Origin of the sequence: Viridibacillus soli (assembly GCF_016612995.1) — a bacterium.
Lineage (GTDB): Bacteria > Bacillota > Bacilli > Bacillales_A > Planococcaceae > Viridibacillus > Viridibacillus soli.
The window spans coordinates 16,420-34,888 of record NZ_JAEOAH010000012.1 but is presented as its reverse complement, the minus strand read 5'-3'; the positions used below and the strand labels follow the sequence as shown (position 1 = coordinate 34,888).

Sequence of the window (18,469 nt, the reverse complement as noted above, 5' to 3'; positions counted from 1 at the left end):
TGCTCACCCCTTAATGTGCATTCAATACTTCTGCAATATGCATCACTTTCACCGGTATGTGTCGTCGTTGCATTCGGCCAGCAATATTCATAATGCAACCACCATCGGATGCTACTAAAATGGATGCTTTTGTCGATACTGCTGCATCAACTTTCTCATCAACCATTTGTTCCGAAATATTGCCCATCTTCACGGAGAATGTGCCCCCGAAGCCGCAACAATTATACGCATAAGGAAGTGGTCTCATTTCTAACCCTTCAACATTTGATAATAGTGTAAACGGTGCATCTTTTATACCAAGTAGGCGTGTCATATGGCAAGATGGATGATAAGCTGCTTCACCATTCAACTTCGCTCCTACATTTTCAACCTTTAACACATTTACGATAAAATCCGTTAGCTCATATGTTTTTTCTGCTAAAAGCCTTGCTCGTGCAGACCAACCAGGTTCGTCATTCAAGATTTGCGGATATTCATGAAACATTGTGGCACAGGATCCTGATGGTGTGACAACAACTTCCGCATGTTCAAACGTTTCAATCATTTTTTTAATCGCCGATTTTGTATGCTCAACATAACCAGAATTGTAAGACGGTTGCCCACAGCATACTTGTGCCGTCGGGAAATCAATTTCACAGCCAAGTCTCTCCAACAACTCCACTGTCGCCTTTCCTACATTTGTTTCAAACATATCGACAAGACATGTTACAAATAATGTTACTTTCATGTACTTCCCCCCTAAAGATATGGTCATCTGATGACTTGTTTTTTCTTTATAATACATGAAAAATCAGACACTTTCCATGTATTCCGCTAAAAATGCGGACTTTTCAGTTAATTAGTTTCAAAAGACTGAGTTATCACTCAATCTCCTCTTTCATATGTTGCGTCAATATTTCTTCTACAAATTGCAAATGCGACTTCATTGCTTGCGCAGCAGCAATTGCATCTTGCGTTTCAATTTGATGATAAATTTGAAGATGTTGTTCGTTTAGTTGTGCAAGGGTTTGCTTTTTATCAAACAAACAAATACGACGTGTTTCACGCATCGCCTCTGACATTAAGTCAGAAACCTGTTGCATTAACGCGCTCAGTAGTACATTATCGGCTGCTTTTGCAATTGCTAAATGGAAAGCTAAATCTGCTCGCTCCCCAAGCTCTGAATTTTTAGTGTGGTTTGTCATCTCTTCTATATGTAATCGCATTTCGTCCAGGTCTTCCGTTGTGCGTTTTTGTGCTGCACTTGCAACGATGCCGACTTCTAAAATTAGTCTTACTTCTAATAACTCTACAATGTTTTTTTTCGTCATAAGCATAGCATTTTGAATTGGATAAATTAAGTTATTTGCTGTGAATGTTTTAACGAAAGTACCCTCGCCTTGTCGCATTTCAATTAAACCCATTGCACGTAATGATGTTAATGCTTCGCGGATTGCTGAACGTCCAACTTGAAAATTATTTGCTAATTCCTGCACAGAATCTAATTGGTCACCTGGCTTGAGCTCGCCACTTTTAATCATTTCAAATATAATATCTGCTACTTCTTCATATATCTTTTTACGAGTTATTTTTTTATAATTCAATTGTTTTGCCACCTCCATTCTATTATAACCAAAGTGAATACTATTTTAAAAACTTATGTTAAATAACAGTCGTGTTGATTTACCAATTTTACCATTAAAGTGTTAGGTTGATTTCCGCTACAGGATGCTCGCTTTCCGTGGGCAAGCAGGAGTCTAGAACCCTGGGCTACAATTGACTAAAAAAGGTAGTAACAAACGTTAGTATTGAACATAAAAAACCATTTTAACCGTAAATAACAACCTAATACTCCCCTGATCAACACATCTGATAATCTAAAAATTTAGTTCGTCCTGGATTGGTTTTTACAATGTAAAGTGAAATTTTTCCTTATTTGACAGGTGGTAGAAGGATACTTTGATTTAGGAAAAATTAAGGAGCAGTAATGTGTTTTTATTTATAGACTAGCGAGGTTTGTAAATAAACTATTTTTAGTTGCATAGTTTCTAAAACACATAGTTAATTAGAAAAAAGATAGTGGCAATCAAATGTTCATCTGCTATAACTCCCTTTTTCGATTAATCATAGCATTATATATTGACAACAAAACCGTCTAGACGGTACAATAAAAACACAAAAAAGACCGTCTGGACGGTTTTGTTAAAGGGGGCTTCACACATGGAATCAAAAGCAACAATCAAGCGCAAACATATTCTAAAATCTGCAAAAGATTTTATTTTGGAAAATGATATAAACTCGCTAACTTTAGATGCAGTGGCAAAGCAAGCTGGAATTAGTAAAGGTGGTTTATTGTATCACTTTCCAAATAAAGAAGCATTATTAATGGGATTAACACAATATATCTTCGCAGATTTCACTTCTCTATTTAATGAACATGCTATGATTGACCCGATTGAAAAAGGTAAATGGAGCCGTGCTTTAATTGAAACGACAAAAGAGGACTTGAATCACAATGCTGAGTTAAATGTAGGAATAATTGCTGCTTCTATGTTAAATCCAGATTTATCAAAAAGTATGTCTCAAAGCTATCAGTATATGCAAAACCAAGTGGAACAAGATAGTATAGACCCTGTAACAGCAACTATTATTCGCTTAGCAATAGATGGACTTTACTATTCAGAACTGTTTAATATAGCTCCGTTAGATGAAAAATTACGTGAAAATGTAATTCAAAAGTTGATAAATATGACAAAGTAGGAGGAATTCATCTTGAATCCATATGTAATTTTGGCAGTAGCCATTATTAGTGAAGTAATTGGTAGTTCTATGTTAAAAGTTTCCAACGGATTTAAAAAGTTGTTCCCTTCCGTTGGGGTAGTTATTGGAATGGGTATAGCTTTTTATTGCTTATCTTTATCTCTTAAAACAATACCATTAGGCACGGCTTATGCAATTTGGTCTGGGGTTGGTACAGCCTTGACTGCATTAGTCGGTGTAATCGTTTATAAAGAAAATTTTAATTTAAAAAAAGCATTGGGATTAGTACTAATCATTGGGGGAGTTGTTGTATTGAAACTCTCAAGTGGTGGCGATCATTAATCTTTAGATAATCGGGGGTTATAGTATGAAAGGTTATATAGCTTTAGGGATATCCGTAATTAGCGAAATATTTGGCACAACTATGCTGAAATTATCAGAAGGGTTTACTGTTGTACTCCCTTCTATTGCCGTGATTATTGGATTTGGATTAGCGTTTTATTGCTTATCAATATGCCTTAAGACAATTCCTTTAAGTTTAGCTTACGCAATTTGGGCAGGAGTAGGTACAGCTATAACAGCGGTAATTGGGATATTGTTATGGCAAGACCCATTTAGCATTATGACATTACTTGGCTTAATTTTAATAATTGGAGGAGTGATTTTATTAAATTCTTCCAATAGTTCTGAAAAAGTAACAAACCCATCAAGTTAAAGGCTTGATGGGTTTTCTTTACTCTTTTAAAAGGTATACCAAAAATGAAAATAAATCGGGTTACGGTAATAATCTTCTCCGTTCGTCTACACTTGGTAGGTGGCAACTAGCTGGTGCTTTCATTAATTTATGTCGATTGCGAGCTATCAGACGATACACTGGATTACGCACAAACAATGGAATTAGTTTAAAAACAACAAATAAAGAAAAAGGTACTTTTAAATATGGCAGAAGATAAAATACAGCCTCTGATTCGGTCATTATTCCAGAAGGAGCTTTCACTACAACCGAATCGAGGTTCTTAGTAAGATTTGGAGACAATGTGGTTTTTGCAGTTTCACCTTGCAATGGAGCAAAAAGAATTTCGTGATTCCTTTCATGTTTTAAGACGAACTGCACTGCCCACTGACAGAATCCGCAACTACCATCATAAAACAGGATTGTATTTTGATGACTGGTCATTACACTCTCCTCTTTCTCTATGTATTACTATTAATTGTACATTATCTACAGTTATATTAACAAAGAACCGTTTAGAATTTGAGATAACTCAACAATAATTCTGTTAAGATCTAAAGACTATCAAAAGTAAATACTTACAAATCTAACTACATTTTCTCATCCGTATATAAAAAGCAAATTAATCTTACCCAACCAATTCACTTGGTACTCTTAAATTATTTTCTGAAAATTCAATTCCATTATATCTGATTTCCCAGGCAATATGGTCAAGATAACTCTTATATTAGTTCACTTATTCCATTAGAAAAGCTGTCAAATTACTATCTAGAGTATTATTTCCTGTCTCATTTAGTTTTCTAGATGGATTTATCATCTAGTAAAGAGTCAATATTAGTATCATGTGGAACACCAGCGATTTATAATAAAAATAGTTTTGATTAAAAGTAAGCAGTATTAAGTCGTCATAAATCACAAAAACTACCTATTATCAACATAGACAATAGGTAGTTTTACTAACGCTTTTAATACGCTTTTCGAGTTGCTTCATATTTCGTAATTTGCTCATCATATTGGAAAGTTAATGAAATCTCATCCCAACCGTTTAACAGCATTTGTTTATAGTAAGGGTCAATTTCAAAATTGTATACTTTACCATTTGCTGTTACAGTTTGTGCTTCTAAATTCACTTCTGTTTCAAGTGGTGAAGCTTCGCCTGCTGCAAGTAATTCTTCAACTTCCGCTACAGATAATGCAATTGTTAAAATACCATTTTTGAAGCAATTGTTATGGAAAATATCTGCGAAGCTAGGTGCAATAACGACATTGAAACCGTAATCTAAAATCGCCCATGGTGCATGCTCACGTGAAGAACCGCAACCAAAGTTTTCATGCGCTACTAAAATTTTAGAACCTTCATATTGCGGTTGATTTAAAACGAAATCTTGAATTGGCTGATCATTTTGATCGAAGCGCCAATGATAAAAAACATATTGTCCAAAACCCGTGCGTTCAATACGTTTTAAAAATTCCTTAGAAATAATTTGGTCGGTATCGACATTTTTTCGATTAAGCGGTGTTAATACACTATTTACTATATTAATAGGTTCCATCTTCTACGCCTCCATCATACAGGTACATTTAAAATTTCACGAACATCGACGAAATGTCCAGCAATTGCAGCAGCTGCAGCCATTTGTGGGCTCACAAGATGCGTGCGGGAGCCAGCGCCTTGACGACCTTCAAAATTACGGTTAGATGTAGAAGCACATCTTTCGCCCGCTGGTACAACGTCTTCATTCATCGCAAGACACATACTACAACCTGATTCGCGCCATTCAAAGCCCGCTTCTAGGAAGATTTTATCTAGACCCTCTTCTTCCGCTTGCTGCTTAACTGTGAAGGATCCAGGTACGACGATTGCTCGCACATTTTCATTTACTTTTTTACCTTCAATAACTGACGCTGCAGAGCGCAAGTCATGTAGCCGAGAATTCGTACATGAACCGATGAAAACGTGCTGAATCGCAATATCAGTTAATGGTGTACCTTCTTGTAAATCCATATATTGCAATGCTTTTTGCAATGCCTGTTTATCTGATTCTTTTTCAAAATCAGCTGCTGATGGAACGTGTTTTGAAATCCCCGAACCCATCGAAGGATTAGTACCCCAAGTTACAAATGGCTCGATTTCTGTCGAATCAATTTCAAGTATGCGATCATATGTAGCACCTTCATCCGACGCTAAAGATAACCAATACGCAGTGGCTTCTTTAAACTCTTCGTCTTGTGGTGCGTAACGACGACCTTGAATGTAATCAACAGTGATCTGATCTGGACTAATCAATCCTGCTTTTGCACCAGCTTCAATCGACATATTACAAATTGTCATACGTTCTTCCATTGATAATTTATGAATCGCTTTACCTGTGAATTCAACAATATGACCAGTACCTACATCAATACCAAACTTCGCAATAATTGCTAAAATGATATCTTTTGCCGTTACACCAAAGCCAAGTTCACCGTTTACACGGATCTCCATTGTTTTTGGTTTGTTTTGCCATAGTGTTTGTGTTGACAATACATGCTCTACTTCACTCGTACCGATACCAAAAGCAATGGCACCAAATGCACCGTGGGTTGATGTATGTGAGTCACCACAAACGATTGTTTTACCTGGTTGTGTTAAACCAAGCTGTGGTCCAATGACATGTACAATCCCTTGATCAGGGTGTCCCATATCGGCTAATTGAACGCCAAATTCTGCACAGTTTTCAGCTAATGTAGTAATTTGTTTTTTAGCGATTGGATCATTGATGATCGGTAGATTCTTCGTCGGTACATTGTGATCCATCGTTGCAAAGCAAAGATCTGGACGACGTACTTTACGATTGTTTAAACGAAGTCCTTCAAACGCTTGTGGAGACGTTACTTCGTGAATTAAATGTAGGTCGATATAAAGCAAATCTGGTTTCCCGTCCTCTTGATAAACGACATGTTGATCCCAAACTTTTTCGATAATATTCTTTGCCATAAACAATCACCTATTCCTTAAATATATGATGTCATAATGCTATCTGAAACGAAGCTAGTGTCTAGCTCATTGATGACTTTTTCAGCCCATTCAAATGTTGTTAATACGCGACTTCCTGGTGTTGCAAGATCCGCAGTGTAATAACCATCTTCGAATACTGCTGTTACAGCACGTTCGATTTCAGCAGCCTCTTCAATTAAGCCAAATGAATATTTCAACATCATGGCAACAGATAAAATCGTCGCTGCTGGGTTCGCAATGCCTTTTCCTGCAATTTCAGGAGCTGAACCGTGGACCGGCTCATATAGACCGAAGTTATCAGAACGAATACTTGCAGAAGGTAATACGCCAAGTGAGCCTGTAATAACTGAAGCTTCATCACTTAAAATATCGCCGAACATATTTTCCGTTACAACAACGTCATATGCTGCTGGATTCGTAATTAATTTCATAGCAGTAGAATCAACTAAGCTGTGCTCTACTTCAACATCTGGATAGCCAGCTTTCTTTTCATCTACAATTTGGCGCCACAGTCTTGAAGATTCAAGGACATTCGCTTTATCTACAGATGTTAATTTCCCTCTACGTACACGAGCTAGTTGGAATGCACTATCCACGATACGTTCAATTTCAGCGCGTGTATAAACTAATGTATCTAAAGCAGCTTCATCTGTACGTTGACGCGGTTCTCCAAAATATAAACCACCAGTCAATTCACGAACGATTAGTAAATCAACATCTTTCACAATATCTTCTTTTAGAGGAGAAGCTTTTAAAAGTGAAGGGATTGCTTGCACTGGGCGTAAGTTTGAAAATAAATCAAAATGCTTACGAATGCGTAGTAATCCTTTTTCCGGGCGCAATTCCGCAGGGTTTTGATCCCATTTAGGACCCCCAACTGCTCCAAGTAGGATCGCGTCACTTTGTTCGCAAAGGGCAATCGTTTCCTGTGGTAGCGGATCGTTATGCTGATCGATTGCTGTGCCACCTATTGCACCATAAGCGATGTGGAATGTATGATGATATCTTTTACCGACTGCTTGTAAAACGGAAACGGCGGAAGCAACAACTTCTGGGCCAATTCCATCACCCGGTAGTACTGTAATTTTCTTATCCATTTAAACTCCTCCTCTATATAATTAGTGAACTAATTCTTTAGCTCTTAAACTCGCTTGAATAATTTGTCTATTAATAGCATTTAAATAGGCTTTTGCTGAAGCTTCCAGAACATCTTGTGCAGCATCACGACCTGTTACTTTTTGGTCATTGTACGTTAAGTTGATAACGGCTTCACCTAATGCGTCTCGGCCCTTCCCAACAGATGTGACACGGTAATCTAGAATTTCGACACTAGCATTAACAAGCATTTCTAATGTGTTAAAGATCGCTTCAACAGAACCCGATCCAGTAGATGCTACTGTCACTTGTTCACCATCCGGTTGAATTGCTTGCACGGTAGCTGTTGGAATATTCGCTGTACCATATTGTACTTGCACACTTTTTAGTTGGTACACAGGAATCTCTTCATGCTTAATTTGTTGATCTGTTAATAAAGTTAACAAATCTTCTTCCGTAATTTCCTTTTTACGATCTGCTAATTTTTTAAATTCCGCAAATGCACGGTTAATTTTTTCATCGCTTAAGTCAAAGCCCATCGTTTCTGCACGGTCTTTGAATGCGTGTCTTCCGGAGTGTTTACCTAATACGAGAGGAACCGCGCTTTCGCCAATTAAAGCAGGTGTAATAATTTCATATGTTTCAGGATTTTTCAACATACCATCTTGGTGAATACCTGATTCATGAGCGAAGGCATTTCTGCCAACGATTGCTTTGTTTGGTTGGATAACGACACCTGTAAGTTTACTAACGAGTTGACTCGTACGTTTAATTTCTTGTAAATTAATGCCCGTTTCGATACCGTAAATGTCTTTACGGATGTGCATAGCAACAGCAATTTCTTCTAATGCTGCATTACCAGCGCGTTCACCGATCCCATTAATCGTACCTTCAACTTGGTTGGCGCCATTTTCAATTGCCGCGATTGAATTTGCAACAGCCATGCCTAAATCATCATGACAGTGAGCGGAGAAGTTCACTTTGTCACTACCCGTGACGTTTTCTCTTAAATATTTAAATAGTGCACCATATTCAGCAGGGCTTGCATAACCTACTGTATCCGGAATATTGATTGTCGTTGCACCAGCTTTAATCACTTCATTAATAATACGGACAAGGAATTCACGGTCCGAACGGAAACCATCTTCAGCAGACCATTGCACGAGTGGAAATGTTCTACTCGCATATTTGACAGCTTCTACGGCTGCTTCCACAACTTGATCTGGTGTTTTGTTTAACTTGTATTGCATGTGGATTGGACTAGTAGCTAGGAACACATGGATATGTGGTTGCTCAGCACCTTTAAGTGCTTCCCAAGTAACATCAATATCTTTTTTAATAGCTCTAGCAAGACCTGTGACGATTGAGTTTTTAACGGTACCCGCAATACGCTGTACAGCTTCGAAATCGCCAGGGGATGAAGCAGGAAAACCTGCTTCAATAATAGATGCCCCAAAGCGTTCTAGTTGTTTTGCAATTTCAAGCTTCTCTGCGGTATTAAGGTTAATACCGGCAGATTGCTCTCCATCACGTAGTGTTGTATCGAAAATTTTAATTTTGCGCACTCTTCACCACTTCCTTCGCAATCTTTTTACCGTTATTTACGAAAGGCATCATTTCACGAAGTTTATCACCTACTACCTCGATTTGGTGCTCAGCTTCCGCTTTTTTGATAGCGTTGTATTTTGGACGGTTTGTTTCGTTTTCTTCGATCCATTCTTTAGCAAATTTACCTTCTTGGATATCAGTTAAAACATCTTTCATACGATCTTTTACTGAAGCATCGATTACGCGTGGACCAGAAACGAAATCTCCCCATTCAGCTGTATCAGAGATTGAGTAGCGCATGTTAGCAAGGCCGCCTTCATACATAAGATCAACGATTAATTTTAGTTCGTGCATACATTCGAAGTAAGCTACTTCTGGTTGGTAACCCGCTTCAACTAATGTTTCAAAACCAGCTTTTACAAGTGCTGTTGTACCGCCGCAAAGAACCGCTTGTTCGCCGAATAGATCTGTTTCAGTTTCTTCTTTGAACGTTGTTTCGATTACGCCAGCGCGTGCTGCACCGATTCCTTTAGCGTAAGCAAGGGCCACGTCTTTTGCGTTACCAGTTGCATCTTGGAAAATACCGAATAATGCTGGTACACCTGCGCCAGCTTCATATGTGCGGCGTACTAAGTGCCCTGGTCCTTTTGGTGCTACTAAGAAAACGTCAACGTCAGCTGGTGGCACGATTTGACCGAAGTGTACGTTAAAACCATGTGCGAATACTAGTGCGTTACCAGCTTGTAGTCCTGGAGCGATTTCTTCTTCGTAAACAGCTTTTTGGCGTTCGTCTGGAAGTAAGATCATGATTACATCTGCTTCTGCAGCTGCTTCTTTTACTGTTTTAACTGTAAGACCGTCTTGCTCAGCTTTGTCGAAAGATTTGCCTGGGCGGATACCAACTACAACGTCGAATCCTGATTCTTTTAAGTTTTGAGCATGTGCATGACCTTGTGAACCGTAACCGATTACTGCGATTTTCTTCCCTTGTAGTACTGCCTCGTTAATATCGTTGTTATAGTACATTTTTGCCATTTTAAATTCCCCCTGATTGGTTTAGTAGTTTTTTTAATTTCTATTGTAAAATCGAAAGTTGCGCTGTTGGCTTTACTTGTGCATCACGTACGAATGCTGTTACGCCTGTACGTGTTAGCTCTTTAATACCATATGGTTGAATAAGTTCAATAAACGCGTCAATCTTTTCTGGGTTCCCTACGATTTGATAAGTTACAACATTTTTACCCATATCAATAATAGAGCCCCGGAACGGTTCGACGATTGAATTAATCTCCATGCGCAAATTCGGTGGAGCAACAATTTTAATTAGTGCTAGCTCACGTATAACAATTGATTTATCTGTGATGTCATTTACTTTAATCACATCAATTTGTTTTGAGAGCTGTTTGACCAATTGTTCAATTTTGTTTTCATCTTCAACATGTACGATGAAAGTCATTTTAGATATATCCGGTTGTTCTGTATGACCAACCGTGATACTTTCGATGTTAAATTGCCTTTTCATAAGTAACCCTGTGACGCGATTTAATACGCCACTTTGGTTGATCACAGTTACAGTTATAACTCTTTTCATCCTTTTTTCACCCCAATCATTTCATCCAACCCTTTACCTGGTGCTACCATTGGGTTTACTACTTCAAGTTGCTTCACACGACAATCGATTAGTACTGGTTCATCTGATAATAATGCTTCTGTCAGTATTTCTTCAGCTTCATGGATTGTATTAATGCGGTAGCCTTTAACACCGTATGCTTCAGCTAGCTTCACGAAATCTGGCTGTACTGGCATTAAAGAAGATGAATAGCGCTCTTCATAGAACGTCTCTTGCCATTGGCGAACCATTCCTAGACAGCTGTTATTTAAAATAACAATTTTCACTGGTAGGTTGAATTCCTTTAATAAAGCAAGTTCTTGAGAAGTCATTTGGAAGCCTGCATCCCCTACAATAGAAATAACTCTTTGTTCAGGTTTTGCAAATTGAGCTCCAATTGCTGCTGGGAAACCAAAGCCCATCGTACCAAGCCCGCCAGATGTTACCCAATTGTGTTCATTTTTGAACTTATAGTATTGCGCTGTCCACATTTGATGTTGCCCTACATCTGTTGTAATGATTGCTTCACCATTTGTAATACGGTGGATTAGCTCAACAGCTTGTTGTGGATAAACTGTATCTGGCTCTTTTGCGTCGTACCATAAAGGATATTCTGCAAGACATTCAGACAAATACTCATGCCAAAGCTTCGTATCAGGTGCCTCAATTGAATGTTTTAATAGTGCTTTTAATGCTTCTTTCGCATCCGCAACGATCGGGATATCCGTCGGTACGTTTTTGCCAATTTCAGCTGGATCGATATCGATATGAATAATTTTCGCTTTTTGAGCGAATTTGCTTAGATTGCCAGTTAGACGATCATCGAAGCGAGCTCCTATATTGATAAGTAAATCACAGTTGCTAATCGCCATATTCGACGTAAACGTACCGTGCATACCTGCCATTCCTAGGAAGAGCTCGTGTTCACCATTAATACTGCCAAGTCCAAGCAGAGTATTCGTTACCGGAATATTTTGCTTTTCAGCAAATTCAGTTAATTCAGCGGATGCATCAGCTGCAAGAATACCTGCACCAGCTAAAATTAAAGGTTGTTTTGATTCAGCAATTGCCTTTATAGCTTTTTGAATTTGTAAAAAGTTCGGATGTAATGTTGGCTGATAACCCGGTAAATTGATGGGTGCATCATCATCCACTTCTGATTCAAAGATGGTATTTGCGATATCTTTTGGAATATCTACTAGTACCGGTCCTTTACGGCCAGTTGAAGCAATATGAAATGCTTCCTTAACGATTCTTGGGATATCATTGATGTTCTTCACTTGATAGTTGTGCTTAGTAATTGGTTGTGTAATTCCAACGATATCAGCTTCTTGGAAAGCGTCCGTTCCAACTACAGTCGTTGCAACCTGTCCTGTAAAGACAACAAGTGGTAAAGAATCCATCATAGCATCTGTAATACCCGTGACAAGGTTTGTAGCCCCCGGTCCTGAAGTCGCAATTACTACACCTGGTTTACCTGATACACGAGCATATCCTTCAGCTGCGTGAATAGCGCCTTGTTCATGTCTAGCGAGAATATGTTTCACTGGATTTTGGTAAAGTGCGTCATATATAGGTAAGACAGCACCACCTGGATATCCGAAAATAATTTCAACATTTTGTTTCTTCAATGATTCAATAAATAATGCCGCACCATTCTGTTTAGGTTTAGTACCTTCTTCAGACCCTTTTGGTGCTAACGCTCTGTTCTTTAGTTGAACTTGTGCATTCATCATATAACTCCCCCCTGAAAATTTATATAAAAAAAGCTCATTTCTCCGCACGCAAAGAAAACCTTTACGTAGGGATGAAAATAAGCTTTTCATGGTACCACCCTTGTTCATAGTCAAAAGACTACCTCTTGAATAGACGAGTCTATTCTTTATCTAACGAGCACAATTGGTTGTACCCGAGGTTACCTAATTACTTGCGTGTTTAGCAACCCACTCCGAGGGGATGTCGGATATAGTTGTATTGCCGGCTCCCAGCACTACCGGCTCTCTGTGAATACAAAAATCTATAACCTTTAACCTCATCAACGATTTAATTATTTGATTGTGAAACTAAATTTTCAACACGCCACCAGTCGAAGCGGATGTAACGAGTTTAGAATATCTTGCTAAATAACCTTTTTTAATCTTCGGTTCGAATGGTTTTAAGTTTTGCTTTCTTTCAGCTAGAATTTCAGTAGAAACTTGTAATTCAATCGTACGATTTTTTAGATTAATAGAAATTATATCTCCGTTTTCAACTAACGCAATTGGACCACCATCAGCAGCTTCAGGAGAAATATGTCCTATTGAGATACCTCTTGAGGCACCTGAGAATCGCCCATCTGTAATGAGCGCTACTTCTTTGCCTAAACCGCGTCCCATAATAGCAGATGTTGGTGCGAGCATTTCAGGCATTCCTGGTCCGCCTTTTGGTCCTTCATAACGAATGACAACGACGTGACCTGCTCCAACCGTCCCATTATCAATGTTTTCTTGTGCTTCCTCTTGAGAATCAAAGACGATTGCTTCGCCTGTGAAGTCTTTAATTGAAGGATCAACAGCACCTACTTTAATAACAGCGCCTTCTGGAGCAATATTACCGAATAGTACGGATAAACCGCCTACTGGACTGTATGGATTATCTTTTGTACGTATGACTTCAGTATTTGTAATTTCATATCCTGCTACATCTTCAGCAATTGTTTTACCGCTAATGGTAATACGGTCTTTATGAATCGCACCATCAATTTTACAAAGTTCATTGACGATAGCACTAACGCCACCTGCAAGATGAACATCGTGCATTGAATAATTAGATGCTGGCATAATTTTCGATAAATAAGGAACACGTTCTGCTACCTTATTAATATCTTCAATATTGTAGTCAATCTCTGCTTCATGAGCGATTGCCAATGTATGTAGAACTGTGTTTGTCGATCCACCCATTGCCATATCTAATGCAAAGGCATCATCGATTGTTTCTTTTGTAATAATATCGCGTGGTTTCACATCATCTTTTATCATTTGGACTAAATGTTTTGCTGCGTCTTTAATTAATTGATGACGTGCATCCGATGTTGCTAAGATTGTGCCGTTCCCTGGTAGAGCCATGCCTAGCATTTCCATAAGAGAGTTCATAGAGTTAGCTGTGAACATTCCTGAACATGAGCCACAAGTCGGGCAAGCATTATCTTCAATGTCTTTCAATTGTTCAGCTGTCATTTGACCGCTTTTATATGCGCCAACGCCTTCAAATACTGATGTTAATGAGAGCTGTTCACCAGTTGATGAAACACCCGCTTCCATTGGTCCTCCTGAGACGAAAACGGAAGGAACATTCGTACGAACAGCTGCCATCAGCATACCTGGTGTGATTTTGTCGCAGTTTGGAATGTAGAATACGCCGTCAAACCAGTGAGCATTTATAACAGTTTCCGCAGAATCTGCAATCAGTTCACGGCTTGGTAATGAATAACGCATCCCGATATGCCCCATAGCAATGCCATCATCCACACCGATTGTATTGAATTCGAATGGAATACCGCCTGCTTCTCGAATCGCTTCCTTTACGACTTGTGCAAATTGTTGAAGATGAACATGACCTGGAATAATATCAATATATGAGTTACAAACACCGATAAACGGTTTATCTAAATCTTTTGTTTTAACGCCTGTTGCATATAACAAACTTCTATGCGGAGCACGATCGACTCCCTTTTTTATCATGTCACTTCTCATTTAAAACGCCCCTAATCAAGCTGTTGTCGTATTTTCTTCGTAAACTTTAACACCATCATTATTAACAATTGAACGGAAACCTTCTAAAATGTCGTTTGTCACTTTACCTGGGATGCCCTCTCCAATAACACGACCGTCTACTTTCACTACGCCGATTACTTCAGCAGCCGTACCAGTTAAAAATACTTCGTCAGCTACATAGACATCATGTCGAGTGAAAACTCCTTCAACCGCTTCATAACCTCTTTCTTTCGCTACTTCTAGGATAGCATTACGTGTAATACCTTCTAGAGCACCGATATAACCTGGTGGTGTGATTAACTTATTATCTTTTACGATAAAGATATTATCGCTTGAGCCTTCTGCAACATAACCGTCTGCATTCATCATTAACGCTTCAGGAACACCTGCAAGGTTTGCTTCGATTTTAACTAAAATATTATTTAAATAGTTCAATGATTTTGTTTTTGGGCTTAAAACATCTGAACGGTTACGACGGCTTGAAGCTGATACAATTTCAATACCTGTTTCGTAAAGTTCTGCTGGGAATAAAGATAAAGGTTCAGCTATGGCAATTACGCTTGCGCCTTTACAACTTCTAGGATCAATCCCTAAGTTCCCAACACCGCGTGAAACGATTAAGCGGATATAAGCACTCTGTAGTGAGTTTACTCGTAAAGTTTGTTTCACTACATCGGTCATTTCTTCGATAGTGTATGGAATTTCAAGTAAAATGGATTTTGCTGATTCGTAGAGTCGCACCAAATGCTCTTCTAAACGAAAAACATTTCCGTTATATGCTCGAATACCTTCAAATACTCCGTCACCATATAAAAAGCCATGGTCATAAACTGATACTTTCGCATCTTCCTTCTTAACAAAATCTCCATCGAGATAAATTAACTGTTCTTCCATACTTATCACTCTTTCCTTAATAACATTGTCACGTTTGTGAATTTTACTTCAAACGTTTTATTAAATTGTTGCTATCATAGTACGTATTTTGAAGTACGTCAACCTTATTTTTTGAATTGTTTATCAATTTAGAATAGTCAATTACTCTTGTATGCGTTTTCATTCCCTTCTAGTTTGGTTTTAGCTGAATTATGTACAAATTTATAAATTTTTAGAAAATTTATAAATTAGCATAAATTAAATTAAAATCACGCTCCATCCCGTTGCCATGGCATAAACGGAATGGAGCGTGATTGAGGTCATATGGTTATACTTTTGCACTTCACACTATTGAACAAAGTTTTAAAATAGGCTGTCATGAACACGTTATTTGGATCACTTTTTTCACGCTGCGCCAAAAATTTCGGGAGATCTGGATACAGTTCAGCCGTTCTATCCGAAGTTAATGCATTCGCTTTCCCAAAATGAGGTCGCCCATTATACTTCGTCATTAATTGTTGCACCCATCTGAAATAAGGTTTTTCATCCATTCCTTTATACATATGAAATGCTAAAAACGCCGACTCCCTCCCTTGTGTTGGACTTAAATAGCCCACCTCCCCTGCTGCCGTTCTACATTCAATCGGAAAATGCACCCTAAATGGATGTGATTGCAGCATATAATGAATCTCTTCCATACAAGCTTCAAAATGTTCAAGTGGGATCGCATATTCACTTTCTAAAAACTTTACATGGCGAGGTGTTGGAAAAATTTCATAGCTTAGTCCTGTTTTAATGCCATTTGGCACGCTAGATGCAGAAATTTTACTAACGAGCGCTGTTCTTTTTGGCTGTTTACGGCAAAGCTCAGACATGATATAGAACAAACCATTTTCTACCACTTGAGATTTGATACTCTCAATCACTTTTGATGATTTAGATTGCTCCATCAGTGGCACTATATTCATCATCTTCACTTGTATCTTTTCATTACCTGGGAAATAAAACCATTCTAAATGACGATTATCTCGAATCAATTGTGGCCAGTCCTGTAAAGCGACATCTAATAATGTTTGCTTGGATTCACATTTTAAACTATAGAGCGGCACAGTTTGGATCGTTACCTGGACGAGTACCCCTAAGAGACCTAACGATAAATGTAAGGATTGTGACAGTTCATCGTCCCCTCTACGGTGCTCATGATATTTCCCTAAACCGTCCACAAACCCCCATGCAACAACTTGATTTGAAATAGAACCAAGTGTTATACCTGTACCATGTGTACCCGTTGAAACCGCTCCAGCAATCGTTTGCGCTTGGATATCCCCCATATTTTGTAGCGCCAAACCGTGCTCCTTTAGCAGTGGCCCAATTTCGTATAGATAAGTACCTGCCCAAAGTGTCACTTCTCCTGATTCCTGATCGACATCGATTAAGCCACGCATATTATGTAGTGATACTGCTATGTCATCAGGCTTTGCTACTGGGCTAAAAGAATGTGCTGCGCCCGTTACACGTATCGTTTGCCCACTGTTATTCGCTTTTGCAATAATCGAAGCCATCTGTTCTGTTGAATGTGGTAATAAGGCGCTTGACGGTTTACTAACCACATTTCCAGCCCAGTTTGCCCACTGTTTGTTATCAACCCAATCTTTTACAGAAAACATTTACCTTCCCCCCTGTATGTCATGAAACTATCAATATATTGATCTCCTCTTTTGGCTTCAAGCCGGAGAAAGCGTTCACAGAGCTCCCCCGCCTTTGCATGACGAAAATAAACCGTATCTCCAATATTCACATGAAGGCCACTACGAACATGAAGGGGCGTTTGCACTTCACCTGCACCTTCTAAATCATAATATTCATAACTATGTTGTTCATATGGTACAGGCTGTTTGTCCTTCCCTACTGCTCCAGAGGCAATATATCCTCCGCCGTGACAAACAATTATATTCGACGCTGGATTTCGTGTAACACGTAGTGCAAATCCTGCTGCTGGCTGTAGATGCAATGTATGATAATGATCAAACAACGCTGGCGCAAAAAATGCTGAGCCTATCGTCACCTCTGTCACTTCCTCCTCGGCAGCCGTATAGAGCAAACTGCCAGAGCCCCCTCCATTCACAATTTCCAATGTAGAAAAGCGCTGCCTAATGTCTGCTACAGCTTGTTTACGAAAAGCTGATACCTTTTTCTTAGAGCTATTTTTCAAAAAACGAATCATCGGCGTTTGCCATTTACGAAACGGTTTATCCCCAACCCCAGCAATTTGCGCCTCATAGCCCATTAAACCCTTTACTAAAATATTCGAAAACTGTGTCAGCTGGGCTAATAAATTAGCAAGTGATTCTAAAGAATCTAATGAAGAACGCCTCGTACCAAAATAAATAAACGGCGTTTTCATCGACAGATTAATATCGATACAAATATGTAAAGTCGTGTCATATTCACTTGCTATGTCCTGTAAGAATTGAATATGCCGTACATCATCTACCATAAAGGTAATATCCTTGCCCTCTTTCACGTACTTAGCAAGCTCTCTTCCCCCCTTAGGCTCCATTACTGGATAGCCAATGAGAAAATGATCATGCCCTTCCTCTAGCAAATACAGTGTCTCTTCAGCAGTAAACGTCATCCACCCTGAAAAAGAATGTAATTTTGATGAAATGTACGTAAGGAGTGATTTTGACCGAATTGATTTTGTAGCGATGCGAATGTTCTTACCATTTGCATGTTGATTTATAAAATCGATATTGGCATCCAATGCATTTAGATCAAGCCATGCAAATGGACACTCTAAATGTTCAAAGGCTCGTTTAAACGTTTGCATTGCCTCACACCCCATCTGCATTTCTTTATCTTAATAACGAAAAATACCCTTTTAAGCGAGAAATCCATCTGTCAATGATGTTTAACTTTTCCGCCTAAAAGGGCATTTCAATAAGCATATAATTTTTCAATTTTAGTAAGGCTAACGGATTTCAAATAAATCCACTGCAAGATTTAAGAAGAAAATAGTGTGAATAACAACAAATACTAAAGCTTGTTTGTTAAACTTTTTCATTAAAACACGATCCATAAGCACTTCCCCCTTCTTTTTTCATATTATAATCACCTGTAAC

At 38.6% G+C, this 18,469-nt stretch carries 17 protein-coding genes; 3 read left to right on the top strand and 14 right to left on the bottom strand.

The genetic code is table 11. The features are described 5' to 3' along the window. Positions 1-10: 10 nt before the first annotated feature. Positions 11-727 (bottom strand): (Fe-S)-binding protein, encoded by a 717-nt coding sequence (locus JFL43_RS10355; RefSeq protein ID WP_200748999.1) that lies wholly within the window; start codon positions 725-727, stop codon positions 11-13. A gap of 133 nt (positions 728-860) precedes the next feature. Further along, on the bottom strand, positions 861-1,583 hold the full coding sequence (locus tag JFL43_RS10350; protein ID WP_267907784.1) for a FadR/GntR family transcriptional regulator: 723 nt from the start codon (positions 1,581-1,583) through the stop codon (positions 861-863). A 616-nt stretch (positions 1,584-2,199) separates the two neighbouring features. On the opposite strand from JFL43_RS10350, the gene JFL43_RS10345 reads away from it, so the two are divergent. From JFL43_RS10345 to JFL43_RS10335, 3 genes are all read left to right on the top strand, one after another. Beyond that, positions 2,200-2,739, top strand: a complete 540-nt coding sequence (locus tag JFL43_RS10345; protein ID WP_200748997.1) for a TetR/AcrR family transcriptional regulator — start codon at positions 2,200-2,202, stop codon at positions 2,737-2,739. A gap of 69 nt (positions 2,740-2,808) precedes the next feature. Then, positions 2,809-3,081, top strand: a complete 273-nt coding sequence (locus JFL43_RS10340) for a DMT family transporter (RefSeq protein ID WP_234447723.1) — start codon at positions 2,809-2,811, stop codon at positions 3,079-3,081. Positions 3,082-3,106: 25 nt separating this feature from the next. After that, entirely contained in the window at positions 3,107-3,454 is a 348-nt protein-coding gene (locus JFL43_RS10335) for a DMT family transporter (protein ID WP_200748996.1), read from the top strand. 60 nt (positions 3,455-3,514) lie between these two features. On the opposite strand, the gene JFL43_RS10330 is transcribed toward JFL43_RS10335, so the two are convergent. The 12 genes from JFL43_RS10330 to JFL43_RS10275 all read right to left on the bottom strand — a co-directional run bounded on the left by JFL43_RS10330 (position 3,515) and on the right by JFL43_RS10275 (position 18,177). Then, positions 3,515-3,916, bottom strand: a complete 402-nt coding sequence (locus JFL43_RS10330; protein ID WP_200748995.1) for a thiol-disulfide oxidoreductase DCC family protein — start codon at positions 3,914-3,916, stop codon at positions 3,515-3,517. A 521-nt stretch (positions 3,917-4,437) separates the two neighbouring features. Then, complete coding sequence (leuD, locus tag JFL43_RS10325; protein WP_100797138.1) at positions 4,438-5,025, bottom strand: 3-isopropylmalate dehydratase small subunit; 588 nt, start codon at positions 5,023-5,025, stop codon at positions 4,438-4,440. Between the two features lie 14 nt (positions 5,026-5,039). Then, entirely contained in the window at positions 5,040-6,449 is a 1,410-nt protein-coding gene (gene leuC, locus JFL43_RS10320; protein ID WP_200748994.1) for a 3-isopropylmalate dehydratase large subunit, read from the bottom strand. Between the two features lie 17 nt (positions 6,450-6,466). Continuing rightward, positions 6,467-7,567 (bottom strand): 3-isopropylmalate dehydrogenase, encoded by a 1,101-nt coding sequence (leuB, locus tag JFL43_RS10315; RefSeq protein ID WP_200748993.1) that lies wholly within the window; start codon positions 7,565-7,567, stop codon positions 6,467-6,469. Between the two features lie 21 nt (positions 7,568-7,588). Further along, positions 7,589-9,130: a 2-isopropylmalate synthase gene (locus tag JFL43_RS10310; protein WP_200748992.1), complete on the bottom strand. Its 1,542-nt coding sequence runs from the start codon at positions 9,128-9,130 to the stop codon at positions 7,589-7,591. Continuing rightward, positions 9,117-10,148 (bottom strand): ketol-acid reductoisomerase, encoded by a 1,032-nt coding sequence (gene ilvC / locus JFL43_RS10305; protein WP_100797134.1) that lies wholly within the window; start codon positions 10,146-10,148, stop codon positions 9,117-9,119. The genes JFL43_RS10310 and ilvC overlap by 14 nt, the downstream gene beginning before the upstream one ends. Positions 10,149-10,188: 40 nt before the next feature. Continuing rightward, entirely contained in the window at positions 10,189-10,704 is a 516-nt protein-coding gene (gene ilvN, locus JFL43_RS10300; RefSeq protein ID WP_100797133.1) for an acetolactate synthase small subunit, read from the bottom strand. Next, positions 10,701-12,455 (bottom strand): acetolactate synthase large subunit, encoded by a 1,755-nt coding sequence (gene ilvB, locus JFL43_RS10295; RefSeq protein WP_200749035.1) that lies wholly within the window; start codon positions 12,453-12,455, stop codon positions 10,701-10,703. The genes ilvN and ilvB overlap by 4 nt, the downstream gene beginning before the upstream one ends. A 330-nt stretch (positions 12,456-12,785) precedes the next feature. Beyond that, positions 12,786-14,453 (bottom strand): dihydroxy-acid dehydratase, encoded by a 1,668-nt coding sequence (gene ilvD / locus JFL43_RS10290; protein ID WP_100797132.1) that lies wholly within the window; start codon positions 14,451-14,453, stop codon positions 12,786-12,788. A gap of 15 nt (positions 14,454-14,468) precedes the next feature. Then, positions 14,469-15,368 (bottom strand): branched-chain-amino-acid transaminase, encoded by a 900-nt coding sequence (gene ilvE, locus JFL43_RS10285; RefSeq protein ID WP_200748991.1) that lies wholly within the window; start codon positions 15,366-15,368, stop codon positions 14,469-14,471. A 299-nt stretch (positions 15,369-15,667) separates the two neighbouring features. Further along, complete coding sequence (locus JFL43_RS10280; RefSeq protein ID WP_200748990.1) at positions 15,668-17,014, bottom strand: D-arabinono-1,4-lactone oxidase; 1,347 nt, start codon at positions 17,012-17,014, stop codon at positions 15,668-15,670. Further along, positions 17,002-18,177, bottom strand: coding sequence for an alanine racemase (locus JFL43_RS10275; RefSeq protein ID WP_200748989.1), 1,176 nt, complete (start codon positions 18,175-18,177; stop codon positions 17,002-17,004). Before JFL43_RS10275 ends, JFL43_RS10280 begins: the two co-directional genes overlap by 13 nt. Between the last annotated feature and the right edge of the window lie 292 nt (positions 18,178-18,469).